This window comes from bacterium, from assembly GCA_016699595.1.
Taxonomy (GTDB): Bacteria; Patescibacteriota; Dojkabacteria.
This window is the reverse complement of record CP064982.1, coordinates 126,911-151,610: the sequence shown is the minus strand read 5'-3', so window position 1 is coordinate 151,610 and position 24,700 is coordinate 126,911. Positions and strand designations below refer to the sequence as shown.

The window sequence follows — 24,700 nt, the reverse complement described above, 5'->3', positions numbered from 1 at the left end:
AGCATAGAAAACTCTATTCTGAGTTGATAATGATAATTTATATGATAGAATTTGCACATGTCAAGATCAAAAATATTTTTGTACTTACTAACTATTATTACCTTTGTAAGTCTATTGATAATCTTTCCGGAGACACGGATTAAAAGAGACATCGTCTTAAATGACTTATCTCCAGTATCGAGAATCTTTGCATTTTTAGCTTCAAAAAATTTTATTGACAATCAAAAGATTTATGAAGTAACTACTCAAAATTCTAATGACTCGAAAAAGATATATCCTATAGACAAAACCTTAAAAACTCCTATTGGTAATCCAAGTTTCAACTTAGGTTTAGATTTACAAGGAGGTACTTATGTAGCGCTCAAGGCAAATATGTCTGAGATTCCTGATGAAAATAAACTGGAAAGCTTACAAAGTGCCAAAAAAATAGTAGAAAATAGGATAAATCAATTTGGCATAAACGAAACAAATATATTTACATCTATCAATGGTGATGATTATAAAGTCATCATTGAGATACCTGGCAGTGGTGCAAATGTTGAAGAAAAGATTGCAACATTGAAACAAGCTGCAAATCTTGAATTTTGGCAGAAGAAAAGTTCTGACTTGGTTGATACTTCAAGTCTATCACTTGAATATGATATTTACTTAAATTATGAAAAAACAGATATTACTGGAAAAGATTTGAAAACAGCAAATGCAATTCTTGCTCAAGAAGGAGGTTTGAATACTGACGGCACTCAAAATTATTGGATCCAATTGGAATTTACTGAAGAAGGAGCAAAGAAATTTGAAAATGTAGCTAGAAATAATTTGGGGAAAGTAGTTGCTATAATGTTTGATAACCAAATCCTGTCAGCTCCACAAATTAACCTGGATTACTTTTCTAGTGGTGGGTCTTCCAACAGACCAGTTATACAAGGTAGTTTTACTCAAGAAGAATCAAGCCAGATTTCAAACCTACTTAGAGCTGGTGCTTTGCCAGTTCCATTAGAATTAGCGGAGGAAAGATTGGTGGATCCTACGCTAGGAAAAGATGCACTAGAGAAAGTTTTTGTAGCCGGTGGAGTAGGGATATTCATACTTATTGTATTTATGATTATTCTTTACAAAAAGCTTGGAATTATCGCCTCGGTTGCTTTAATTTTATATACTATATACAATCTTGCGATTATAAAGTTACTTGGCATTACCCTAACATTAGCTGGAATTGCTGGTTTCATACTTTCGATAGGGATGGCAGTGGATGCAAATGTACTTATATTTGAAAGAATCAAAGAGGAAAGAAAGCGTGGTGCAAGTATGAATACATCTATAAAACTTGGTTTTGCACATGCATGGACATCTATAAGAGATTCCAATACTAGTACGCTGATGACTTCTCTCATATTATTTTTGTTTGGTAGCACTATCACAAAAGGCTTTTCTGTCAACCTTTCACTCGGAGTTATAGTATCTTTGTTCACTGCTATATTTATCACAAGAAGGCTTTTGAGGGTAGCTAGAGGTTTGTCTTCATAAATTTAATAAAATATGAAATTTAGCTTTACAAAAAACAATAAAATTTACCTGTTTATAACTATCTTGCTTCTTATACTAAGTATAATATCTATAGCAATTTGGGGACTGAAATTGAGTATAGATTTCAAAGGTGGAACAATTATCGAATATAAACTGCAAGATATAGAAGTAGAAGAATTTAGAGAATATATAGATAGCTTAGCAGATAAACCAAAAAAAGTTTTTTTTGGCAATGGTAACTTCAAAGCTCTCTACGATCCTTTGGATGAAGAGAATATAAAAGCTATCAACCTATCCCTGTCAGAAAAGTTTCCCAATGCGATAAAGATCAGCTCGGAAACAATTTCAAGTGATACAGGAAGATCGCAAGCTGTATCTGCCATGACTGCAATATTTATTGCTTCTGCTGGTATAGTATTATACTTGACATATACATTTCGGGAAGTTCCAAAACCTTTCAATTCATTTCAATTTGGGATTTCCGCAATACTGGCTCTTCTACATGATGCTCTAATAGTCATTGGTATATTTGCTATACTTGGACATTTCTGGGGAATCGAGATTGACCTTCTTTTTGTTACTGCAATCCTTACAGTAATTGGATTCTCTGTTCATGACACTATAGTCGTATTTGATAGGATAAGGGAAAAGGCAATGCTTTCAAGGAAATCAAGAGAGGTGAAGCTTGATATGTCTCAAACTATAGACGAATCTTTGCATGAAACATTAGCTAGATCAATCATCTTGACCCTAACTACAGTTATAGTTCTAGTAGCTATGTTCCTACTTGGTCCTGTAACTTTGAAATGGTTTATTGGAGCACTCTTGATCGGTATGATTTCTGGGACTTATAGTTCTATATTTGTTGCAAGCCAGCTTTTGCTTCTATTTCAAAGTAGAAGGATAAAGAAGTAAATTTGGCTAAAAAGTACTTGACTTCATTTTTGATAATTTGTATAAACTATATGAATTAACCTTTACTCAGAAAACCCCTTTTAATTCATCTGAGAAATAAATTCTTATGACAAACACAAAAAAACTTTTACAAACAAATTCCGCATTCACCTTAGTTGAACTTTTGGTCGTTATGGTTATCATAGCCATATTGGTAGTTGCAGGTTTGGCTGGGCTAAACTATGCACAAAGAGCAGCTAGAGATACTGCTAGACTTGCTGATACAAGATCTGTAGTTACATATATACAAGACTACTATAGACAATATAAACAATATCCTACAGCTCTTACAAGGTCTGGTCAGATTATTTATGCTACTATGCCTTCTGGAGGAAACTATGGTACCGGAATTACAATGAGTACAAAAGGTCTAAATGCTATAAATGTTCTGGCACCAAGTGCTACAGCACCAACTACTGCAGCCGTAAACACTAGCTGTGGCACATCTACAGCTGATTCTTGGAGAGTAGTTTATCAACCATCTTCTAATACGAATCCACAAACATTCTTTCTTTATGCTTGCCAAGAAAGTGGTGGTTCTTCAGAGAATTTGTCACCAGCAAGTAATTAAATTTCTCTGAAATTAGTTTTTAAAAGACATCCAGTTGGATGTCTTTTTTTTTTGTGTTAAGATCTAATATATGAAAAGTTATTTTGGCAATAAAACTCTTTGGCTATCATTTATAGCATCTGCAGTGATGTTTTTGTTTGTAAATCACCATCTTTTTACAAAAATAAGTTCTAACTTAGTCAATTACATAGTAATTTTTCAACTGCTTTTTCTTGTATTTTTGTCAATATATGACATTATTTACTATGAAATAAATGATGCTCTTGCTGTTACCTTTATAGTTTTCTTTGGGACATTGAATTTTTTATCATTATTTTTACCTGCTAATTTTGGTGAAACTTTTAGTTATCAAAATATTTTAGGAGCAATTATATATTCTCTATTTTTTGTACTACTGATCATTTTGACAAAGGGTAAAGTAGGAGGTGGAGAGATAAGAGTAGGTGCAATAATTGGTTTGATTTGTGGAATATATGGAGGCTATCTAGCAATTCTTGTAGGGTTTATACTAGGAGCAACATTTGGAATATTTCTTTCTGTATTCAAGTCATTAATGGACAAGTCAAACTTCAGAAACAATTTGAAAACTCGATTACCATTAATTCCCTTTCTATCAACTGGTGTACTTATTTACTTTCTATATGGAGAAAAGATAAAAAGCTTGGTTTTCCCATAAGTAAACTACCTTCCAGAATCTTTAATCGCTACTTTATGACACTTGCCATTTTAAATATTGGCAAATATACCGCCATTGCAAGAACGCCAACCATTATAGCAACGATAATAAGTATAAATGGTTCAAGAAGCTTGGATAAATTATCCGTCATATTTTTTACTTCAACCTCATAGTAATCTGCCATATCTGCCAAAACCTTGGCTAGCTTACCAGTCTTTTCACCTGTATCTACTATATATACCAGAACATTCTCAAATGCCTTGGTCTGAAACATCGCAGCTGAGACGGAAGTTCCTTTCTCTACATTATCAACAACTTCAAAGATTGCACTTTTGTACAAAGAATTGCCAACGGCTCCAGCAGTAATTCTTAGTGCTTCAGAAATGGTAACTCCAGAACTTAAAAGCACTGACAAAATTCTAGTAAACTGAGCTAAATCCAAATTTCTAGTTAACTTTCCAAGTATAGGTACTTTCAATATTACTTTATCTGTTACTATTTTTCCTGATGCAGTCTTCCTGTATGATCTTAAATAGATCAATGATATGATCGATATGACTGTAAGAATTATACCTCCATAACTTTTTGCTGGATTCAAAAAATTTGATATTCCAACCATAACTTGAGTAAGTTTAGGAAGTTCTGCTCCAAATGAATCGAATAATTTCGTCATTTCAGGAATCATGAAAACCATAAGTATAATTACTGCAAATATTATAACTACAAAAACTATGATAGGGTAAATCATTGCACCTTTGATTTTTGCTACAAATTCTCTATTTCTTTCAATATCCTTTGTTATTTTTTCAATAACTTCTGGTAATTTACCTGAAGATTCACCAGCATTAAGCAGGTTTATTTGCACATCGGTAAATAGTTTTTTGTGCTTACGAAATGATTCACTCAATGAATTTCCATCTTCAACATTTTTCTGTACATCTGTCAAAATGGTCTTAAGGGTGAAATTTTTTGCTTGCTTAGCAAGTATTTCCAATGCTTCTGCAATTGGTATACCTGCTGTAACCATTATAGAGAATTGCTTCATAAAAAACACTTTATCTTTAGAAGGAACACCTGTCATATCTATCCTAGTTAATGATCTCAGATCAAAATCTGACTTTTCCTCTATATGGACAACTATATAACCATCTCTTTGTAAGTTTGAAAGGAGTTCTTGTTTTGATTTTGATTCAATTTCTCCTGAGGAACTTTTTCCATCCAAATCAATTACTTGATATATGAAAGTTTTCATGTATGTAATAAATTGTTTAATATAAAATATCTTTAAATTGTTTTCATCAATCTAATTATCTCACCTGGATCTCTAGCATACTTTTGCCCATCTTCTACACTTATTTGTCCAGCTCTTATAAGCTCAACAAGCGATTTTTCTATAGTTATCATGCCAAAATCACCAGATGTACGGATTGTATTGTCTATCTGAAATTCTTTGCCTTCACGAATCAGACTAGCAATTGCCGGAGTTTGAATCATCAATTCAATAACAGCTCGTCTGCCACCCCCAAACACTGGGACCAACCTTTGTGATATCACTGCAGTAATTGTTTGAGCAAGCATAGCTCTAATTTCTCCTTGTTCAGTTGCAGGAAATGTATTGACAATTCTTTGTACTGTTTCTGATGCTGAGTTTGTATGTAAGGTAGAAAATGTCAAATGTCCAGTTTCAGCTATCTTCAATGCTGACTTGATAGTTGATGCATCTCTCATTTCCCCGATCAAGACTACATTCGGATCTTCTCTAAGCATTGCACGCATTGCCATATCCCAATCATAAGTGTCTTGGTACAGCTCTCGTTGCCTCACTATTGAAGTCACCTTTGGATAAATATATTCGATAGGATCTTCCAATGTAATTATATTTCTTTTATCTCTTGTATTTATTTCCTGTATCATAGCAGCCAATGTAGTAGATTTTCCACTTCCAGTAGGTCCGACTAAAAGAACAAAACCTTGCTGAACTTTTGTAATCTCCTTGAAAATAGGTGGCAACATAAGTTCATCCAACGACTTAATTGTGTTTGGCAAATGGCGAAATGCTGCAGAAAGTGTATTTTTGGAATAGAAATAGTTTATCCTAAATCTATCACCACTTTCTAAACTATATGCAAAGTCCAAATCTTTTGATTCAAAAAATCTTTCTTTTTGCTCTGGAGTTAATATACTCATACACATTTCTACCAATTCATCGCTACTAAGTATCTTTGTCAGGGGTTCTAACTGACCATCAATTCTTATATATGCCTCATACTCTGCTATAAGGTGTAGATCTGAAGCATTTTTTTCTATTGTTGTTTTGAGTAAATCTATTAGGTTCATAATTTTCTATCCTAAATTTGAAACTGTTCGTATATTTTTTAATAATACAATTATTTTATAATTTAATTCTGCACTCTCAAAACCTCTTCAAATGTAGTTATACCATCCAACATTTTCATAAAGCCATCTTGTATCATTGTTATCATTCCATTATCTTTTGCTACTTGCTCTATTTCTGCTGCTGTTCTATGTTCGACAATCATTTTAGATATCTTCTCATCAACTTTCAGAACTTCAAAAATCCCTATCCTGCCTTGATAGCCAGTATTGTTGCAGCGTTCACAACCTTTACCTTTGTATAGCTTAATTGAATTTTCTGTAGTATTTACCGAACTTTCGCCATCATCTTTCGGTATATTTCGTTGAATACCTTGATTCCAATTGTCATAACCTTTGATACCTGCCAATACCTCATGAATCCTCTTTGTTTGCTCAGGTGTTGGTTCGTGTACAGTTTTACAATGTTCGCAAATTTTCCTAGGCAATCTTTGTGCCATTACCAAATTTATAGTTGAAGCAAGTAGAAATGGTTCTATATCCATATTTAAAAGCCTAGGAATCGCAGCAGCAGCAGAATTAGTATGTAATGTTGCTAAGACAAGTCTCCCAACTAGAGCAGCTTGAGTTGCCAATTGTGCAGTTTCTTGATCTCGAATTTCTCCTACCATGATAACGTCCGGGTCTTGTCTCAAAAATGCCCTAAGACCATTAGCAAAAGTTAGTCCTACTTCAGCATTTATTTGGACTTGATTTACTCCATCCACTCGTACTTCGACTGGATCTTCTAATGTGACTATATTTACCTCAGGTTTATTGAGAATAGCAAGAGATGAAGATAAAGTTACAGTCTTACCTGAACCAGTTGGTCCGGTAACTAGAATAATCCCTTGCGTTCTTGACAAACTCTCCTTATACAATTTGTATGCATTTCCCCTTAAGCCAGTCTCTTCCAAAGGAAAGACTCCAGATGTTTTGTCCAAAAATCTCAACACTATCTTTTCACCGTAAATTGTCGGCATTATAGAGACACGAAGATCAACCTTCGTTTTACCGAACTGTGCTTCAAATCTTCCATCTTGTGCAATTCTATGTTCGTCAATTTTCAGGTCTGACAAAATCTTGATTCTAGATACCGCAGCATTTGTAATTTCCGAAGGAAGATCTAATTTTTCCATCAAAATACCATGTATTCGAAACCTCACAGAAAGTTTCTTCTCTCTAGGTTCTATGTGACAATCAGAAGCACGAAACTTCATGCCATATTCCAAGATCATAGATACTATCCGAGCTATAGGTGCATTTTGGACACTTCTAGCCAAACTATCTTCATTTAGTAATTCTTCTTGTAATTGAATTACATTGTGTTCAACATCTTCAAGTGCCTTTCCGACATCCTGCTTGATCAAATTATCATTACTATATTTAGATTCAATAAGCGACCTGATAACACTTTCTTCTGCTATAAATGGAATTATCTTTCCATTTATCATTGCTTCGATAAACTTGACCTTTTGCTGATCTATAGGGTCAAACATTGCGACTTTCAAAGCCTCTACTTCTGAGTTACCTTGGTTAGAAATTACCGGAGAACTTATAGTTCCGATTCCAAATGCCAAAATAGTTTGACTTCTAGCAAGATCTGAATCTATCTTTGTCACAATACTCTTTTCAATGTCCAAAGATTTCAAATCTACATACGGAATATTGTAAATTTTTGACTTTGCAATCGTGATATCCGTTTCATCTGATAAATTGTGATCTTTTATATAAAATTCTTCTGGGACTCCATTTTTGACTATCTCTTCCTTTGAACTTGAGTAATCATTCTCTCCGATCTTTCCGTTAGCAAAAAGTTGATCTAGAATAGGTGTAAACGAGGAAATATTTGGATTATTATTCGCAGTTGGATTTTGTGTAGCAACAACATTTGGTTTGCCAAAATTCGCTAAGTTTGATGGAAATTGATTTGGCAATACATTTGTATTCGCTCGATTCTGGAATGATTGCGTAGATTTTCCAGTAGTGCTACTACCTATATCAGGTTGATTGTTTTGAATGGGCAGATTTGATATCATGAAACTTATATATTTTATACTAGATTACCTAATGATTTCAATTACTTTTAGTGCTAAATTTATCACAAAGAATGCTTCACACTTATCCAGAACAACTTTTAAATGTGTTAGAAGTTTTTTAAATTCAACAGAAGATAGTGTCTAAATGGAATTTCCTAAAACTAAATTTATCAGCAACAGTCCTTTTAAACGGAACAGAGATTTCACAAAAAGAGGAAGTCTATACAATTTTTGAGGAAATATTTGACATACCGGCTATCTTTGATAAAGATGGATTGATTCAAAATGAACATCCTGATTTCTTTCAAATATCAAAAAGCATGTATGGAAAGAACAATATACCAGTTGATACAATCAGATATTTCTTGAAAAATGAAATTTATAGACCATTTTCAAACCGCAAGAAACTATTCTTAATATGGAATTCAGAAGACCTTGAAGTGGAAGCTCAAAACACTCTTTTGAAAACTTTGGAAGAACACAAAAGCTCAAATATTTTCGTCCTAACGACAAAAAATAAATCTGAATTACTACCAACTATCATTTCTAGGTGTCAAGTATTTGATCTAGTCCATACTAGTAATAATGCAGTTCATTCTAAATTGGAAAGTTATACTGACAAAAACTTTTTACAAAAAGAGATAAACAGAATCACCAAAATTTCAAATAGTACAAAGAAGTGGGAGGAGGGCGGAAATCTTTTGGATATACTTATAGCGAATGTCAAAAACGACGCTACAAGCGACGAAAAGTATCAAAAAATTGAGTTTTTGCTCTTTTGCAAACAATGTGTTTCATCTTATGTCAATTTGAAGCTAGTATTGTGGAATGCTATGAATGTAGCTTTGCAAGAGCAGTTATAAGGCAGTTATAAAATTCATATTTTTTTGCTAAGTTTTCATTGACAATCATACATTTCATAAGCCTTCGTATAAGTAACACAGGTAAATAAGTGACTTTCAAAAGCTGATAACCACATATACCTCTAACTATGGTAAAAAGTCCATAAGACTTTGATGTTGGCTATCTATCTTTTCCAAATATATATTGAATAGATTAAATTCTTGTAAAACATTTGCTATAATATCTAAGTTCAAAAGTACCTTGCATACTTTTTTAAAGCAAGATTATCTAACTTACTAAATTCAACAATGGCAACAACAAAAGGTAATAAAAATAACGATTATACAGGTGACAACATTACAATTCTTGAAGGGCTTGAAGCTGTAAGACTAAGACCAGCAATGTATATAGGAGATACCGAAGAGAAGGGACTCCATCATTTGGTATATGAAATAGTCTCGAATGCAATCGACGAAGGGCTTGCTGGTTATGCGACAAGTGTGAAAATAACTCTAGAAGCTAATGGTGGTATATCTATAGAAGATGATGGTAGAGGTATTCCTGTAGATATCAATACAAAAACTGGACTTCCTGCAGTTGAAGCAGCAGCCACTCTTCTACATGCTGGAGGAAAGTTTGATAGAGGAAGTTACAAAGTTTCGGGCGGATTACACGGAGTAGGTCTAACTGTAACAAATGCTCTGTCAAATGAAATGAGCATCACTGTATGGAGAGATGGATTTGCAAATGAGATAAAGTTCAGTAGAGGAAAAACTACACAAAAACTGACCAAAACCAAAACTCAGGGTAATCAGCAAGGAACGAAAGTCTATTTTTTGCCTGATCCAGAGATATTTCGAAATGCACATGAATTCAATTTGAAATCAATTTTTGAAATGGTCCGACGGCAAGCTTACCTAACAGCTGGAATGAAGTTTGTGATAATAGATAGCAGAACCGAAAATGCGAAAGAAAATGACAAAGACAATATTGAAAAGTATCTGAAAGGAGCTAGTTCATTTACATTTTTCTTTGAGGGTGGAGTGAAAAGCTATGTGATGCACTTGAATTTAGGAGAAAAAATACTAAACACACCTTTCTATGTAAGAAAAAGCGTAGATGGAACAGAAGTAGAGGTTAGCTTGCAATACAAAGAGGAATTTGACGAACAAGTTCTTTGTTTTACGAACAACATCCTCAATCCAGAAGGTGGAACTCATTTACAAGGATTTAGAATAGCAGTTACAAAAGGTATAAATGACTATTTTGAGAAAAATAAATCTGAGAGGGAAAAAGATTTGAAGTTGTCAGGTGAAGATGTGCGAGAGGGTTTGACTGCTGTGATTTCAGTCAAAGTTGCAGAGCCTCAATTTGAAGGTCAGACAAAAATGAAGCTAAACAATCCAGAGGTCGTTCACCAAGTTCGAGCAGTCGTAGAGGAAGGACTAAAAGAATATTTTGATCAACATCCAAAGGATGCTCAAAACATCATTAGTCGGGCAGTATTGACTAGCAAAGCTCGTGCTGCAGCAAAAGCAGCTAGAGAAGCAGTAACTAGAAAAGGTATACTAGATGGAGGCGGGTTACCAGGAAAACTAGCTGATTGTAGTAGCAAATTCCCTGCAGAAAGCGAAATATTTATTGTAGAGGGAGACTCAGCTGGCGGTAGTGCGAAACAAGGAAGAGACAGAAAAACACAAGCAATCTTACCGCTTTTTGGAAAGCCTTTGAATGTAGAAAAGGCCAGAATTGACAAAGTGGTTGATCAAGACAAGTTGAAAACTTTGATTATCTCTTTGGGTGCAGGGATTGGAGACACTTTTGACATAGCGAAGTTGAAGTATCACAAGATTGTCATTATGGCAGATGCTGATGTTGATGGAGCGCACATTGCGACTTTGTACATGACTTTCTTTTTCAGATATATGAAGCAAGTTGTAGAGCAAGGCTATCTATACATTGCTCAACCACCACTATATAGAATTGAATTGAATAATGGTGAAGTGATTTGGGTACAGGATGATGAAGATAAAGAACGAAATTTGAAAGAATTGGCAGAAAAGGGTAGGGCAGTGAAATCAGTTCAAAGGTTCAAAGGTTTGGGAGAGATGAATTCTGATCAATTGTGGGAAACTACTATGAATCCGAAAAACAGAACACTCAAAAGGATAACAATCGAGGATGCAGAAGAAGCAAATAAAATTTTTGATATTTTGATGGGCGAAGAGGTTTTGCCTAGAAAAAAGTTCATACAAACACATGCAGCTGAAGCAGAATTGGATGTATAGACAGTCGAAATTACTTTATGAATTTGAAAAATTGTTTACTAGACTGCAACATTCTAAGCTTGCAGAAAGATTTTTTGCATACTTCAGTTTTTGACTCAAACACAAGTAAAACATTTTGACAAAAAAGTTAGTTACAAAAACACTGCAATTTCTTTTTTTGTTTGTCCTTAGCATTGGTTTATCATATCTTTGGTTGAATCTTCATACATACAGCAATTATAAAGATAGAATTTACTCCAACCCTTCTGATGTAGCCCAAACTAAAGTTGCTCTCGTGCTTGGTGCAGGATCAAACATACTTGAAGACAGAGTTGATGCTGCTAGCGAATTATACCATCAAGGGCAAGTGGCGAAACTTCTGATGAGTGGAGACAATAGATTTGTAGATCACAATGAACCAAGTATGATGAGGTTGATGGCTCAAAACAACGGAGTAAGTGATCTTGATATATACAGTGATTATGCAGGACGAAGAACATATGATAGTTGTTGGAGGGCAAGAAATATTTTTGGGCTTGATGAAGTTGTGATTGTTACTCAAAGCTGGCACTTGCCCAGGGCTATGTATCTATGTGAAAGTTTTGGGATGAAAGTTTATGGATATGCTAGTGATCCGGGGAATGCTGGAGTAACTCCAGGTAGGCTTTATAGCAAAGTAAATTGGAATTACTGGAAGTTGAGAGATAGTATTTCCTTGTTTCAGGCTTTTTTTGAAATCAACTTTTTTCCACCTACTGATGTAGTAGGTGGAGAAAAGATTGAGATACTATGATTTGACTTCAAGTAATTCAGCTGGACCTGGGAAAATTTTTCCCATCTGTTTAGGATAAGCTTTTTCGTACATGTACACTTTGTATAAAGGATTTCGTGACATCTCTATTATTAGCCTTTTTGCGAATGTGTTCAAGCCGTCCGAACCAATAGTTCTACCTAAATTTACCAATGCTTCTACTTCTGACACACTTGCAGGTGTCAAAACACCCTCTCCCCAAATTCTATCATCTAACCTTAATGATTTCCCAATGTTCCAGGATATGCACTAGGTAGTAGTGATTCCTTAGGCATTCTATAGAGATAACGGGGAGAGCGAACAGTAGCAATGCCAGATACTCCACTAATCAAGACTATCTCTCGAACATTACCCACCGTACCCACCTTTAGGACCTCTGTCTGTACTTTTTGAATCGATTGATTTCCCCAAAAAATGGAAAGGTCATTTGGAAAAATGAGCGCATTCTGCTGACCTGTAGCCTCAAAATCTATTGGCGGTAATGCTAGTGCCGTCTCAGCTATTTTCTGCGCATTGGCGAAAAGGGGTCCATATAATCCAAGTAAGGACTGAAACCAATCTTGTCTCATAGCTTGACGTATATCGGTTATTCGCTCATAGCCAAACTGCATTTGTAGATATCCTGCCCAATCATCTTTGCGAACAACTACATGCCGTTCATAAGTGCCTGTTTGAGCTAAAAAATGACTCGTGTCACGATAGTAACCACCATTTTTGAAATCACTCCATGATGGTAAGCTCGTGAATTGTCCTACTGGAACGGATTTTCCATCGATTCCGTTGCTGATCACGGCTACTGTGTTTGAATCATCTTGTATAATATCCTCAAGATATCTAGCTGGAAGACATATGTACTGAGTATTACTAGATGAATCCGCAAGAAGGTGATCAATGTTCATTACTTTGATTTGGATGTTACGAGGTCCATTTTCTTCGTTCGCTTTGTTCATGCCATCAAAAGTTGCCGCTATAGCACCTCGCAGTGCTTTGTGTTCGTAATATTCGCTTAACTCCTCTTGGGTTACTGGAGTAGTGTCTAGTGATAATTCTGCCATATTATTTTGATGTAAAAAATGTAAATAAAATTGGTAGGCTGTGTAGCAGTGAAGAAACACTAGTATGTTATCATGAGTTCGCAAAATTGTCAAGCTCATACCAACAAAACAAGATGATCGCCTTGTTGAATGCACAAAATACAAAATATGACTTTCATTCTCTTGAAACATCCTGTAAAATATTTTTCTGAAAACATCAATTTGTATTAGATTGAAATTGTACACCTTATGACATTTACTGCCCACAAACTAGACATATTGACCAATGACCAATATATCTGCCTGCTAAACAAAGCAGATGCAGACAAGTATGGAATCGTTGCAGGTGATAGTTTGTATATCACAACCCAAACACACAAAACTGGTATCACTCTTTTTGTTGATATTACCAACAATCTTGTAGAAAGAGGTGTAATCGGGCTTTTCAATGATGTTTGGTTGAACCATAGGTTTCACGAAGGCGAAACTGTAGAAGCTCAAATCTCACACGATGGAAAAAGCGCCAAAATCATTTCAGAAAAATTGCAAGGCAAGAAACTCGACAAGCATGAGATTGAAGAAGTGATCAATGACATAGCCAAAGGTGAGATCAATCCTGTCCTAACTTCAGCTTGGGTATGTGCAGGTTTTGCACCCGGATTTGACGAACGAGAAATCTATGACATGACGCTAGCTATAGCAAATAGTGGCGACAAACTTTCATGGAATGGCAAAATCGCAGTTGACAAACATTCTATAGGCGGAGTAGGTGGCAAAGCTATCACTCCGATTGTTGTATCTATACTTGCAAATATCCCCGGAATCATAGTTCCAAATACTTCAAGTAGAGCGATAACTACAGCATCAGCTACAACCGACATGCTTGAAAGTATCATGAACATGAGTTTCAGTTTAGATGAATTGTACAAATTTATAGAAAATGAAAATGCATTTATGGTATGGGGAGGTGGGATAGACTTGGCTCCTGCTGATGACAAAATTATCAAAGTACAAAAATTGATAGGGATAGAAAGTAATGACAAAGTTATCAGTTCGATAATAGCAAAGAAAATAGCTCAAGGTATAACTCACATGGTTCTAGATATACCTTATGGCAAGTATGCCAAAGTGAAAACAAAATCAGAAGCCATCGAGTTTTCACATGCATTTAGAAAATTGGCTTCAGACTTTGGAATTCAGGTTGTAGATCATATTCGCCAAGTCTTTGGTATAGACGGAAATGCACTTGGACCAAATCTAGAAATTCGAGAAGTATTGAGAGTATTTGAGGGAGATCTTGATGCAAGCAGAGATATAATTTCAGATAGTCTGCTTATGGCAGCCAAAGTTGTAGATCTGGTTGGGATAGTTCCTACCGGAAGTAGTATAGATTTTGTGAAAGATATTTTGACAAGCGAGAAAGCAGAGTCAAAATTTAGAGACATCGTCAAAATGCAAGGTGGAAATTTTGATATATCTTCAAAGAAAATGAAACTAGGTCATATTCAGGTGGATATAACTGCAGATAAATCTGGCGACATAGCTTATATAGTCTCAAGGAAGGCTTTTGAGATTTGCAAAGCTTTGGGTAATCCCCATGTGAAAGAAGCTGGTATTTATTTTTGGAAAAAGACAGGTGAAACAGTGAAAGTAGGGGATACACTTATGACTCTTTATGCTAAAAATGAAAGTAGAATGAACTTGGCACTCAAAGTTCTTGGGAAGAATGATCCATTTGAAATTGTTTAATCTGTTTTAAGTGATATAATCAGATACAAACTTTATTAACTTGTTAATTATCAATTTAATTATCATTGACTTACTATCAATGTAGTAAGTGAATTCAGTAAAAACTATGGACACATCAGCAATTTTCTCAACAAATTTAGAAGAAGCTACAATTCAAAACACAAACTTTCGAACTGTGATTTTTACTGGCAATCATTTGCAGTTGGTATTGATGAGCTTGAGACCAGGTGAAAACATCGGCATAGAAACTCATTATCATGTAGATCAATTTTTCAGAGTAGAGAAGGGAGATGGGAAAGCAGTCATCAATGGAACAGAAGTTGAACTCAAAGATGGGGTTGCTTTTGTTATCAGAGCTGGGGAAGAACATGATATAATGAACAAATCAGATACAGAAGATCTGAAATTATATACAATTTACGCTCCTCCAAATCATCCTGATGGGACAATACATACAACAAAGGATGATGCCGAGGAAGATGAATAAAAATCTTATGACACGCATCAGGAATTACACCGAACAAAAAGTTTATCAAGGAGTTCCATTAAATACTTTTTCTGACGGTAGGATATTTGAGATGTATAACTTGGTTGAAAAAGGACTTAGGGTATTTCATCTATTCTTACCAAAAGAGGGTAGCACCCAAAACTCTGAATCTGGATTGACATCCATGAGATTTGGCAAATTTGATATACACATACTTTGTAACAAGAAAGCTCCAAAAGAAATACAATCAGAGATTGTTCGAATTCAAAACGAGATTAAGGGTCAGCAAAATTTCGCTGCAGACTTCTTAAGTTATTTTGATCGTGAAAATAGAAATACAAATTATGTAGCTATTGTTGTTGATAAATCGGGAAAAACCAAAGGAACGATTCGAAGTTCTGGTGAAGAAAGAAATCCCAGAATACATTTCCTAAATACAGGATTAAATACATCCATGAATAATATAAATGATATGTTTCTCGGCGCTCCTCACAGCATTTCCACTAGAAGATTTAGCCTTGGTCCAAAAGATAGTCCTAGTTTTCTTCTGTACTATGGTCATGACTACACACATAATCGGCCTAGCGGAGATGAACCTGCATCACTACCCATTGATGAAGAGGACCTGAAATCGCTGTATAGTCACCGAAGAACAGATATGCCAACTGAATATGTAGTAGTAGAATTATACACTGGAGGAGCAGAGAGACTTAAAAGACTACTTCTGAAGAAATTAGGTGAATGGCTACATGGCTCTTAAACTTGGCATTGTTGGACTTCCAAATGTTGGAAAGTCCACACTCTTCAATGCCTTAACCAAAAACCAAGTTCCTGCAGAAAACTATCCATTTTGCACTATTGACCCAAATATCGGAGTTGTCGCAGTTCATGATCCTAGAGTTGACAAATTATCTGAGTTGTCAAATTCTGCAAAAACAATCTACGCAACAGTCGAATTTGTAGATATAGCTGGAATTGTTGCTGGAGCTAGCAAAGGTGAAGGACTTGGAAATAAGTTTCTGAGCAACATTATGGAAGTTGATGCTATAGTACAAGTAGTTCGAGCATTTGAAAATAGAGATATTGTCCATGTCAACGAAAGCGTCAATCCACATCGAGATATCGAAACTATAAATACAGAACTTATTTTGAAGGATATTGAAATTCTGGAAAAAATAATTGAAAGAACGAAAAAGGAGTTGAGGGTCAGTCCAAAATACAAAAGTTATATTGCATTTCTCGAAAACATACTTGCTGGACTAAACGAAGGAACTCTAGCACAAAACATAATAGAAAGTTATTTTGAGCAGAACAAAGAAATGCAAAATGATGAAATATTTAAAGTTGAGTACAAGCAATTGCAACTTCTGACAAATAAACCGTTTTTGTTTTTAGCCAATGTATCAGAAGAAGACATAAATTTGAGCGAAAATAAATTACGCCAGATTCTAGGATTCCCATCCAGCGGAGGGGTGAGCGAAGCTCGAGGTGGGTTACTTGCTATCTCGGTCAAACTAGAGTCAGAAATTGCTATGTTGAATGACGAAGATAAAGTTGAATTTATGAAAGAATATGACATGGACGAGTCAGGCTTGGATAAATTGATTCACGCTAGCTACAAGCTGCTTGGACTAGAATCTTACTTCACAACAGGTACAGATGAGACTAGAGCTTGGACTATAAAGACTAGCACAAATGCCAGAGATGCTGCTGGAGTAATTCACACTGACTTTGCAAAAAAGTTTATAATGGCTGAAGTTGTGAGTTATGATGATTTTGTAACTTTAGGTGGGTTCAAAGCTTGCAAAGAAGCCGGAAAACTTAGAATGGAGTCAAAAGATTATATAGTGCAAGATGGAGATATTTGTGAATTTAGAGTAGGAAATTGAAGACTCAAAACATTCTACCGACATATTTAATTTAGTACAATTACTGCCAACCTAAATAATTATTGAATTTCTCACAAATCTTGCTATAATCCCATAGCTCTATTAACAAATATAAAAGTTTATCAATATGAAATACGAAATTGCATTTATTATCAAATCTCAATTGGAATCTACACTAGATGACACTTTGGTTAAAATAGAAACTGAGATCACAACCCTGATGGGTGAAGTTACAGAAAAAGCAACATGGGGCAAAAAAAGACTTGCTTATCCGATAGAGAAGAATGTTGATGGTTTTTATTATATATGGGAATTTACTATTCCATCATCCAAAGTAGGGTTGCTCAGAAAGTTTATGGAAAGCAACAAAGATATAGTGCGTTCGATGATCACAAAATTGTAACTTGAAATAGCAAAATATAATTATCTTTAGATATTGATTCCTAATTCTAAGTAAATTGGGAATGAAACAAACAAAATGTCAACATCACGATCAATGAACAAGGTCATGTTAATTGGAAATCTTACAAGAGATCCTGCATTGAAACAACTTCCAAATGGTGCAATGATTTGTACATTTGGTATTGCTACAAACAAATCTTGGAAAGATGCTACTGGACAACTTAGAGAAAAAGCAGAGTTTCATAATGTAGTAGCATGGAATAAGTTAGCTGAAATTTGTTCAAATGTTTTATCAGTAGGTATGTTGGTATATGTTGAAGGTGAAATTGTATCAGAAGCATGGGAAACAAACGGAGTCAGAGTTGTAAGATATGAAATTAGGATAGAAGATATGAAAATCATGGATGCAAAAGAAAAGAAAGGTGTGGGTATGGAGCAGGCAATGTCAAATGCTAAAGTTGATACTGCAAATATGCCAAGTACAGTTAACGAAGAGAATCCTACACTAGAGCCTGTAGAATCACTATCAGCAACAGATATAGAAGTCCCTGCCAAAGAATCTGATATAGCTTCGATTTCTGAATCAGAAGATGAAAAATTGTTTTAGTTATTAATTGTAAAAATTCAAAAATTATAAAAGTATGTCTATATTGAAAAAAGCAAAATACAAACCATGGAACAAAACTTGTCCATTCGGTAGAAATCCAAAAAAGATAAGTTATAAAGATATTGAAACTTTGAAAAAGTATCTATCTCCACGAGGGAGAATTTTTCCTAGTCAAATGACAGGTGTTTCAGCTATTTGTCAACGAGCACTAGCTAGGGAAGTAAAAAAAGCAAGGCATATGGCATTGTTACCTTTTGTCAATTACGATGCAACTGCTCAATAAATGTATTTGCATCGGATTTTGAAGTTATTTTAATACTTTACTACTCTTTCTATTTAAATTTAGGAGGAATTTGATAATTCCAAATATAGGAACTTCTTCCTTCTCTTTCTCACTATTGATGGACACCCATTTGAAATACAAAATCTTTGATTGCACATATCAAAGAAATTTGGATACTCAAACTCTAGTTTTTTTGCATGGTGGTTCTTACGATCATGGAAGATATATAAATATTGGGAATATACTAGCCCAACATTATAATGTAGTATTGTTGTCAATTCCGGGATTTGGTGGCTCACCTAAGGAACAAGGCCCATATACACTTGCCTCCATAAGAGATACTTTATTGATATTTCTAGAACAATTAGAGATAGCCAATATCGTCCTTGCAGGACATTCACTTGGTGCAGGACTAGCATTTGATTTAGCTCATCATTTAACTGTAAGTCAAGCAAAAATAAAGGTCGAGAAATTGGTCCTGATTACACCTCAACTTGCTCCTTTGGATTTAAGCTTATTGCAAGTAGCAAGCCTGTCAGTTTATCAAGACTACATCAAGGAACGAGGAGCGGGCAAGTCAATCATACCTTTATGGAGAAATTTCCGAAATTCTTTGCAAATTTTGCAGTTTGCGCAACAGTTTGATCTAGATCTGCCAAACCTAAACTTTCCTCAACTATTTCCACCAACACTAGCCTTCATCGCAAAAAACGATCTTTTGATAAATCCGTCTTTTATTAGACTTTATTCCAGAAGTCGAGATTTATGAATGGTCAAATCGTGGACATAATGCTTACGCTTTTGAAGGTACCGATATTTTGAATGCTTTGCTTAAAAATTCTGATAAATAATGATACCTTCCATGATTGTTTGCATTTTGGCTTTAATGTTTTTTGTATAATTGCTAAAATCTTTCAATGCCCAATAGTATAGTTAGACAAAGCCAAGTTACTGCTTTGATCTCCACAAATGAGATTTCTTTGACTTCCGAAAAAGGAGATATCATTTGCAAATTTGAACCTACGAATTTTTTTGATGGAAATGAACTCAACATCAAAAGGTTGAAAGATTTCCAATCACTCCTTGAGTCTTCTCAAGTTGGAGATAATATTTTAGAATACTTTTTAAACTGCCAGTTCTCTGAAAAAAATCCAAAAGTCCTAAACTACTATTTTGAATTTATAAAGTTTTTTTTTAACACTCTAAATCATAAAAGCAGTAACAAAGTTGTCATTAGTGATAGCAGTATCAAGTTGATTGGCAATATTGTTGAGAAGTTTGGAACTGAACTTTCCTTTTTTATTTTAGACGCACTTATTGATTTTCAAGGACATGTCAACGTTGAGAATAAGATAAATTTCATATACACAAAGACAGAAAGAAACAACAATAATAGTATAATAGGAATAGCAAACATTGAGGTAAATAATGGCAAACATGAATTGTTTGGTATACAAGATGAGATTATTGTAAGAGATATTGAGGAAAAATATGATATTAATTTTCAACCAAATGAATTGTATGTAAGAGATGTCAGAGTATACAATTTGAAAAATATCCCTAAAGGATTTTTTTGCATTTATGATAAACCACAATTTATTTCACAAACTGCCCAAGACAAATACTTGAGTGCTAAACTCACATTAGAAAGGCTTGTCAATAAATTTGGTTTGAGCAGTAAACTGCAAGTTAGCAATTCAAACAAACTGCCTATTTATACTACATTTGCAAATAGTATAAAATACCTTCAAGACACAACTATCAAAATTCTTCCGAAGAAAGAATTTAAGTTATTGCATGAAGTGTCAACAACTATAAACTCAAATGACATTTTAGCAGAAACAAGAGAAGATGCAGTTGTAGAAAGCATCAATTTGTACGATACTTTCCCCAAATGGGATGAATCACAAAAAAAGGCTTTGACTGTAGTGCATGGGGAAGTTGTAATAAGCGATACATTGCTTGCTAAAAAGAAAGTTGTTGGTGGGATAGGCTTGATTGAAGTAAAAAATGCAAATTCTGGAATTGTTGATTTATCGAAATTAAAGAATGGAATTCTCCAGATTATTCTTAAAAAGACAGGTTATATAAAGCCAAATACAAATTGCAAAATTGAATCTGTTGTAGCAAATGACTATATAGTTTTGAAAGGGAAATGTGCAAATATTAGTTTACCTTTAAAGTTACATGGACTTGTTGGTGAACAAAGTTATCTTGTGCATGTATTACAAAGTTTTGATGACATCAAAAGAAAAGATTTATCAGCTCTCGACAATCATTCGTTAGTTATTTATTTGGGTAATGTAAATTCTTCTATACTTTTTGATTTGATTAGACTTGGGTTTACAAATATAGTAATACCAACTATAGACATCAATACATTAAATAACATAAATTCGATATCTGAACCTTTTACATTATTTACACTTTATGGATTTGGTCAGAAAGATTTAGATAGTAGAACTAAAGATAGTTTGTTAAAATTTGATATGAAATACGCCAACATCATAGGTTCAAAATTGAAAGTATTGATCTAAAATCATAATTATATTTAATTAAATAATTTTACAATGGATTATCAACAAACATACAACACAAACTTATTGAGTAACAACGATGCTTCAAAAAGTCAAACTGGTGAAAAAAAATGGCTTTTTTGGATCATCAATCCTATGTTATTTCTTATCATTGGATCTATTTCATTTTTAGCTGGATTCTTTATCAATAAATCACAATTTCTTGGCACAATGAATCTTGGTGATGTCTTGCTCACTAAGCAAGATGAAGTAGTTTGTACTTTCAACAGAAACAATCAGGCCCCAGCTCAACCAACAAATAATAATTCTAACTCTACATTCGTATCAACTAAATTTCAGAATATCTTTAGTATACTAAATACAAAGTATGTAGATAAAAGTATTGACCAAAATAAGCTGGATGAAGGAGCTATAAAAGGAATGGTTGATGCTTTAAATGACCCAGCTACAATGTATTTAACTAAAGATGAAACTTCAGATTACAATCAATCACTAGGTGGTGGCTTTGAAGGAGTAGGTATGGAACTTGGTTATAGTGATGGTTGGATTATAGTCAAAAAACCGATACCGGATTCACCTGCCGAGAAATCTGGTATTTTGGCTGGTGATTATATAGCCAAAGTTGATGATTATATTGTCAAAAAAAATGACAACATTACAGATGTGGTTTACAAAATTCGTGGACCAAAAGGAACTACGGTTAAAATAACAGTAGTTAAAGATACTACCGGTACAAGTGAAAATGTAATTTCTATAGTCAGAGCTCCGATAGAAACTAAATCTATGGAAATAGTTGATGAAGGAAATGATATATACCGACTAATAATAAGTAGATTTACTGACAATACCTACGAAGAATTCATATCAAACTGGAAATCTATAGCTACTGAATTGAAATCCAAAAATCCCAAAGGGATCATACTTGATCTCAGAGGCAACCCAGGTGGATTTTTGGATGCAGCACACTATATTGCAGAAGAATTTCTACCGTTGAATACAGTTACACTTCATGAAGCAGGGAGAGATGGAATTTCAAAAACTTACAAAGTTACACGAAAGGGCGAATTTCTAGATACACCTATGGTAACTTTAGTCAACTCTACTTCAGCTTCGGCATCAGAGATACTAGCTGGAGCTTTGCAACAAAATAGTAGATCGCAGTTGATAGGTGAAAATACTTTTGGGAAAGGAACTGCTCAGCAAATCTTGGATTTACCAGATGGAAGTAGTCTTCATCTAACAGTAAAAAAATGGTTATTGCCAGACAAGAAAAATATTAACCATGAAACTCCTATTGTCCCAGATTTGAAAGTTGATATCACAGTTGATGATATACGACTAGGATTGGATAAAGTTCTTGAAAAATCTAAACAAGAATTGCTAAATCCTTCACTTTAATTTAATTTTGATTCTTTATAGTGCTTATTGATTATTATTTATAAAAGTTATATTTTAGTTAATTATATGGACACACAAAATGCAAATCATTTTAAATCACAAGGGAAAGTAAAAAAATATCTCTCATGTAGTTGTATAATGTTTGTTCTTTTATTTTTCACAATAATTGCTGGATTTATATCTGGTTTTTTCAATGGAATGGTAAATTTGGTGAAACCAGCAGATGCTATCATTAGATATGGAATCTCAGATTCATTCGATGGAAGTGCAAGTCACAAAATACTGTGCAAAGCAAGCATGGCTGGCTCTCCACATTGGTTCAATCTTGATTGTAAATGTATAAACTCAGAAGGAGAATTTGGATGCACTGCAAGTAATTCAAATAATAGTGGTGGAAATGAAGAGGACAATGAATCAAATGGAACAAAATCAAGCTCTGATAATTCTGCATTATCCCAAAGAGAAAATGAAATAACTTCAATTATTGAAACATCAAGTCCAGCAGTTGTCACTGTGGTTGCAAAAACATACTATCAAGATTATTTCAACGATCAATTAGTCGAAAGGTCAAATAATATTGGTTCTGGCTTCATCATTTCTGCTGATGGTTACATTATCACCAACAAACATGTAGTTGATGATACGAATTATGAGTATGAAGTGCTGATTGCTGGTGAAAAAGAACCTATCCAGATAGAGAATTTTGCCTTAGATCCAGATAACGATATTGCTATTCTCAAGGTAAACAAATCAAATTTACCATTTCTTAAGTTAGGTAATAGCGATACTTTGAAAAAAGGACAAACTGTCATAGCTATAGGTTCACCATTGGGTGATCTTACTGACACAGTAACAGTTGGTGTAGTATCTGGTTTAAATCGCGATATTAGTGTTAGTGATACTTACGGACAAAGTATGGAAGCAATAAGGGGTGCCATACAAACTGACGCTGCTATCAATCATGGTAACTCAGGAGGTCCATTGATTGACATTAATGGAAATGTTGTTGGCGTCAATGTTGCTACTTCAGAAAATGCAAGTAATGTTTCTTTTGCTCTGCCAATAAGTATCGTTCAAACCAAGTACAGTGAATACAGACAATTTGGTAAGTTTTTGAGCCCATATATCGGTATCAATTATAAACAGCAAGCTTTCTTATTACCTGATGGGACAAATATCTATGGTGCTTTGATAACCCAGATATCTTCTCAGAGTCCAGCTAGTAAAGCTGGTTTAAGAAGAGGTGATTTGATTGTTGAAGCTGACAAAAGATCACTTGATAATATCAATCTTCAAATAATTATACAAAGCAAGAAGGCAGGTGAAGAGTTGAACCTCAAAGTATATAGAAATAAAGAATTTGTAAATTTACAAGTTGTAGTTGAAAACAGACAATAATCACTACAAGCGTACTTAATTAGGCATTTTCTGATTGTTAAAATATAACTTCTTTGCTAAAATCGAAATGATTTTTGCAAGAATTATTTTCTCAACTTTCATCAAAAATCTTTTTATTTAACTTATACAAGTATGGTGTTAGGTGATTGTTCGCGAACACTTAAGCTATAATTGTAATTTCAAAGATATGGATCTAAATCAAATTGCACAAAAAGTATCTGATGCTGCTGATGATCTAAAAAAGAAAGTCACAAATGCTGCTGATGATTTAGGTGATGCTGTAAAAGGTGCCGTAGATGGTGCTAAAGCAAACCTAAACAAAACTGATGATGCTGTTCAACAAGTTGCTGATGATGCACAAAATGTAGTAGAACAAGCTACAGATGGTGCTAAAGAAGTAGTTGAAGAAGTAGGGGAAGAAGTCGAAGAAGCAAAAGATCATGTAGCAGATGTTGCAAACGAAGTAGTTGCAGAATCAGCTGAGGCTATGAATGTGGCTGATGATGTCGCAGAAAAAGTAGGAAATGCACAAAATGATGCTAGTGATGTAGAAGAGGTATAAGATATTTCCGTGTAACCGCTAACAAAAAGAGAGGGACTTGTTCCTCTCTTTTTGTTTTTATTGAGAGTAACTTTTCACTGGAAGTTCAGAAGAGTAGGGTAGAGATTAGGGGATTCATCACTTCTTAGTCTACATTCACCACCTGATACTTTAAATTTGTATTTTTATGTCAAAATCAAAATTAGGTTATTAATTTTTACTTTTTGACAAATAAATCTCTGCAAAGATTTGTTTAACTTATTTAATCATTTCACTTTGAAAAATACTCCGTATAATATCGAACTATCTAAATTTACTTA

At 34.3% G+C, this 24,700-nt stretch carries 24 protein-coding genes; 19 read left to right on the top strand and 5 right to left on the bottom strand.

The genetic code is table 11. The annotated features are described in order from the left end of the window. Positions 1-57: 57 nt before the first annotated feature. The 4 genes from secD to IPJ91_00825 all read left to right on the top strand — a co-directional run bounded on the left by secD (position 58) and on the right by IPJ91_00825 (position 3,722). Positions 58-1,521 (top strand): protein translocase subunit SecD, encoded by a 1,464-nt coding sequence (secD, locus tag IPJ91_00840; protein ID QQR93688.1) that lies wholly within the window; start codon positions 58-60, stop codon positions 1,519-1,521. Between the two features lie 12 nt (positions 1,522-1,533). Beyond that, complete coding sequence (gene secF / locus IPJ91_00835; protein QQR93687.1) at positions 1,534-2,436, top strand: protein translocase subunit SecF; 903 nt, start codon at positions 1,534-1,536, stop codon at positions 2,434-2,436. A gap of 106 nt (positions 2,437-2,542) precedes the next feature. Continuing rightward, entirely contained in the window at positions 2,543-3,046 is a 504-nt protein-coding gene (locus tag IPJ91_00830; GenBank protein QQR93686.1) for a type II secretion system protein, read from the top strand. A gap of 70 nt (positions 3,047-3,116) precedes the next feature. Beyond that, the gene (locus IPJ91_00825) at positions 3,117-3,722 is read left to right on the top strand and encodes a hypothetical protein (protein ID QQR93685.1); all 606 of its coding nucleotides are present in this window, start codon (positions 3,117-3,119) and stop codon (positions 3,720-3,722) included. Between the two features lie 28 nt (positions 3,723-3,750). On the opposite strand, the gene IPJ91_00820 is transcribed toward IPJ91_00825, so the two are convergent. The 3 genes from IPJ91_00820 to tadA all read right to left on the bottom strand — a co-directional run bounded on the left by IPJ91_00820 (position 3,751) and on the right by tadA (position 8,134). Continuing rightward, on the bottom strand, positions 3,751-4,974 hold the full coding sequence (locus IPJ91_00820; GenBank protein QQR93684.1) for a type II secretion system F family protein: 1,224 nt from the start codon (positions 4,972-4,974) through the stop codon (positions 3,751-3,753). A 32-nt stretch (positions 4,975-5,006) separates the two neighbouring features. Continuing rightward, the gene (locus tag IPJ91_00815) at positions 5,007-6,059 is read right to left on the bottom strand and encodes a PilT/PilU family type 4a pilus ATPase (GenBank protein QQR93683.1); all 1,053 of its coding nucleotides are present in this window, start codon (positions 6,057-6,059) and stop codon (positions 5,007-5,009) included. A gap of 62 nt (positions 6,060-6,121) precedes the next feature. Then, positions 6,122-8,134 carry a Flp pilus assembly complex ATPase component TadA gene (tadA, locus tag IPJ91_00810; protein ID QQR93682.1) on the bottom strand — a complete coding sequence of 671 codons (2,013 nt, stop codon included), beginning with the start codon at positions 8,132-8,134 and terminating at the stop codon, positions 6,122-6,124. 137 nt (positions 8,135-8,271) lie between these two features. On the opposite strand from tadA, the gene IPJ91_00805 reads away from it, so the two are divergent. The 3 genes from IPJ91_00805 (at position 8,272) to IPJ91_00795 (ending at position 12,037) form a co-directional block, all read left to right on the top strand. After that, entirely contained in the window at positions 8,272-8,997 is a 726-nt protein-coding gene (locus IPJ91_00805; protein QQR93681.1) for a hypothetical protein, read from the top strand. Positions 8,998-9,285: 288 nt separating this feature from the next. Continuing rightward, the gene (locus IPJ91_00800) at positions 9,286-11,265 is read left to right on the top strand and encodes a DNA gyrase subunit B (GenBank protein ID QQR93680.1); all 1,980 of its coding nucleotides are present in this window, start codon (positions 9,286-9,288) and stop codon (positions 11,263-11,265) included. Positions 11,266-11,380: 115 nt separating this feature from the next. Beyond that, a complete protein-coding gene (locus tag IPJ91_00795) occupies positions 11,381-12,037 on the top strand; it encodes a YdcF family protein (protein ID QQR93679.1) in 657 nt (218 codons plus the stop codon). Here the strand turns inward: IPJ91_00795 and IPJ91_00790 are convergent. Together IPJ91_00790 and IPJ91_00785 are read right to left on the bottom strand one after the other, a co-directional pair. After that, positions 12,032-12,226, bottom strand: coding sequence for a hypothetical protein (locus IPJ91_00790; GenBank protein QQR93678.1), 195 nt, complete (start codon positions 12,224-12,226; stop codon positions 12,032-12,034). The genes IPJ91_00795 and IPJ91_00790 overlap by 6 nt on opposite strands. 47 nt (positions 12,227-12,273) lie before the next feature. Beyond that, positions 12,274-13,110 carry a hypothetical protein gene (locus IPJ91_00785; GenBank protein QQR93677.1) on the bottom strand — a complete coding sequence of 279 codons (837 nt, stop codon included), beginning with the start codon at positions 13,108-13,110 and terminating at the stop codon, positions 12,274-12,276. 228 nt (positions 13,111-13,338) lie between these two features. On the opposite strand from IPJ91_00785, the gene IPJ91_00780 reads away from it, so the two are divergent. From IPJ91_00780 to IPJ91_00725, 12 genes are all read left to right on the top strand, one after another. Beyond that, positions 13,339-14,838, top strand: coding sequence for a hypothetical protein (locus tag IPJ91_00780; GenBank protein ID QQR93676.1), 1,500 nt, complete (start codon positions 13,339-13,341; stop codon positions 14,836-14,838). Positions 14,839-14,944: 106 nt separating this feature from the next. Next, positions 14,945-15,325 carry a cupin domain-containing protein gene (locus tag IPJ91_00775; protein ID QQR93675.1) on the top strand — a complete coding sequence of 127 codons (381 nt, stop codon included), beginning with the start codon at positions 14,945-14,947 and terminating at the stop codon, positions 15,323-15,325. Beyond that, positions 15,279-16,085: a hypothetical protein gene (locus IPJ91_00770; protein ID QQR93674.1), complete on the top strand. Its 807-nt coding sequence runs from the start codon at positions 15,279-15,281 to the stop codon at positions 16,083-16,085. The genes IPJ91_00775 and IPJ91_00770 overlap by 47 nt, the downstream gene beginning before the upstream one ends. Further along, on the top strand, positions 16,075-17,214 hold the full coding sequence (gene ychF, locus IPJ91_00765) for a redox-regulated ATPase YchF (protein ID QQR93673.1): 1,140 nt from the start codon (positions 16,075-16,077) through the stop codon (positions 17,212-17,214). Before IPJ91_00770 ends, ychF begins: the two co-directional genes overlap by 11 nt. Positions 17,215-17,341: 127 nt before the next feature. Then, a complete protein-coding gene (gene rpsF / locus IPJ91_00760) occupies positions 17,342-17,617 on the top strand; it encodes a 30S ribosomal protein S6 (GenBank protein ID QQR93672.1) in 276 nt (91 codons plus the stop codon). 75 nt (positions 17,618-17,692) lie between these two features. Continuing rightward, complete coding sequence (gene ssb, locus IPJ91_00755) at positions 17,693-18,223, top strand: single-stranded DNA-binding protein (GenBank protein ID QQR93671.1); 531 nt, start codon at positions 17,693-17,695, stop codon at positions 18,221-18,223. Between the two features lie 34 nt (positions 18,224-18,257). Continuing rightward, positions 18,258-18,506 carry a 30S ribosomal protein S18 gene (locus IPJ91_00750; GenBank protein ID QQR93670.1) on the top strand — a complete coding sequence of 83 codons (249 nt, stop codon included), beginning with the start codon at positions 18,258-18,260 and terminating at the stop codon, positions 18,504-18,506. A 118-nt stretch (positions 18,507-18,624) separates the two neighbouring features. Continuing rightward, on the top strand, positions 18,625-19,275 hold the full coding sequence (locus IPJ91_00745; GenBank protein QQR93669.1) for an alpha/beta fold hydrolase: 651 nt from the start codon (positions 18,625-18,627) through the stop codon (positions 19,273-19,275). Between the two features lie 148 nt (positions 19,276-19,423). Next, a complete protein-coding gene (locus tag IPJ91_00740; GenBank protein ID QQR93668.1) occupies positions 19,424-21,043 on the top strand; it encodes a hypothetical protein in 1,620 nt (539 codons plus the stop codon). Between the two features lie 33 nt (positions 21,044-21,076). Then, entirely contained in the window at positions 21,077-22,441 is a 1,365-nt protein-coding gene (locus tag IPJ91_00735) for a S41 family peptidase (protein ID QQR93667.1), read from the top strand. A gap of 66 nt (positions 22,442-22,507) precedes the next feature. After that, positions 22,508-23,839, top strand: coding sequence for a trypsin-like peptidase domain-containing protein (locus IPJ91_00730; GenBank protein ID QQR93666.1), 1,332 nt, complete (start codon positions 22,508-22,510; stop codon positions 23,837-23,839). A gap of 187 nt (positions 23,840-24,026) precedes the next feature. After that, positions 24,027-24,401 (top strand): hypothetical protein, encoded by a 375-nt coding sequence (locus IPJ91_00725; GenBank protein ID QQR93665.1) that lies wholly within the window; start codon positions 24,027-24,029, stop codon positions 24,399-24,401. Positions 24,402-24,700 lie beyond the last annotated feature (299 nt).

What these genes read in the sequence shown, in the direction of transcription:
- secD (QQR93688.1), top strand. Translation starts at nt 58, where the DNA reads ATGTCAAGATCAAAAATATTTTTGTACTTACTAACTATTATTACCTTT.
- secF (QQR93687.1), top strand. Translation starts at nt 1,534, where the DNA reads ATGAAATTTAGCTTTACAAAAAACAATAAAATTTACCTGTTTATAACT.
- IPJ91_00830 (QQR93686.1), top strand. Translation starts at nt 2,543, where the DNA reads ATGACAAACACAAAAAAACTTTTACAAACAAATTCCGCATTCACCTTA.
- IPJ91_00825 (QQR93685.1), top strand. Translation starts at nt 3,117, where the DNA reads ATGAAAAGTTATTTTGGCAATAAAACTCTTTGGCTATCATTTATAGCA.
- IPJ91_00820 (QQR93684.1), bottom strand. Translation starts at nt 4,974, where the DNA reads ATGAAAACTTTCATATATCAAGTAATTGATTTGGATGGAAAAAGTTCC.
- IPJ91_00815 (QQR93683.1), bottom strand. Translation starts at nt 6,059, where the DNA reads ATGAACCTAATAGATTTACTCAAAACAACAATAGAAAAAAATGCTTCA.
- tadA (QQR93682.1), bottom strand. Translation starts at nt 8,134, where the DNA reads ATGATATCAAATCTGCCCATTCAAAACAATCAACCTGATATAGGTAGT.
- IPJ91_00800 (QQR93680.1), top strand. Translation starts at nt 9,286, where the DNA reads ATGGCAACAACAAAAGGTAATAAAAATAACGATTATACAGGTGACAAC.
- IPJ91_00785 (QQR93677.1), bottom strand. Translation starts at nt 13,110, where the DNA reads ATGGCAGAATTATCACTAGACACTACTCCAGTAACCCAAGAGGAGTTA.
- IPJ91_00780 (QQR93676.1), top strand. Translation starts at nt 13,339, where the DNA reads ATGACATTTACTGCCCACAAACTAGACATATTGACCAATGACCAATAT.
- IPJ91_00775 (QQR93675.1), top strand. Translation starts at nt 14,945, where the DNA reads ATGGACACATCAGCAATTTTCTCAACAAATTTAGAAGAAGCTACAATT.
- IPJ91_00770 (QQR93674.1), top strand. Translation starts at nt 15,279, where the DNA reads ATGGGACAATACATACAACAAAGGATGATGCCGAGGAAGATGAATAAA.
- ychF (QQR93673.1), top strand. Translation starts at nt 16,075, where the DNA reads ATGGCTCTTAAACTTGGCATTGTTGGACTTCCAAATGTTGGAAAGTCC.
- rpsF (QQR93672.1), top strand. Translation starts at nt 17,342, where the DNA reads ATGAAATACGAAATTGCATTTATTATCAAATCTCAATTGGAATCTACA.
- ssb (QQR93671.1), top strand. Translation starts at nt 17,693, where the DNA reads ATGTCAACATCACGATCAATGAACAAGGTCATGTTAATTGGAAATCTT.
- IPJ91_00750 (QQR93670.1), top strand. Translation starts at nt 18,258, where the DNA reads ATGTCTATATTGAAAAAAGCAAAATACAAACCATGGAACAAAACTTGT.
- IPJ91_00745 (QQR93669.1), top strand. Translation starts at nt 18,625, where the DNA reads ATGGACACCCATTTGAAATACAAAATCTTTGATTGCACATATCAAAGA.
- IPJ91_00740 (QQR93668.1), top strand. Translation starts at nt 19,424, where the DNA reads ATGCCCAATAGTATAGTTAGACAAAGCCAAGTTACTGCTTTGATCTCC.
- IPJ91_00735 (QQR93667.1), top strand. Translation starts at nt 21,077, where the DNA reads ATGGATTATCAACAAACATACAACACAAACTTATTGAGTAACAACGAT.
- IPJ91_00730 (QQR93666.1), top strand. Translation starts at nt 22,508, where the DNA reads ATGGACACACAAAATGCAAATCATTTTAAATCACAAGGGAAAGTAAAA.
- IPJ91_00725 (QQR93665.1), top strand. Translation starts at nt 24,027, where the DNA reads ATGGATCTAAATCAAATTGCACAAAAAGTATCTGATGCTGCTGATGAT.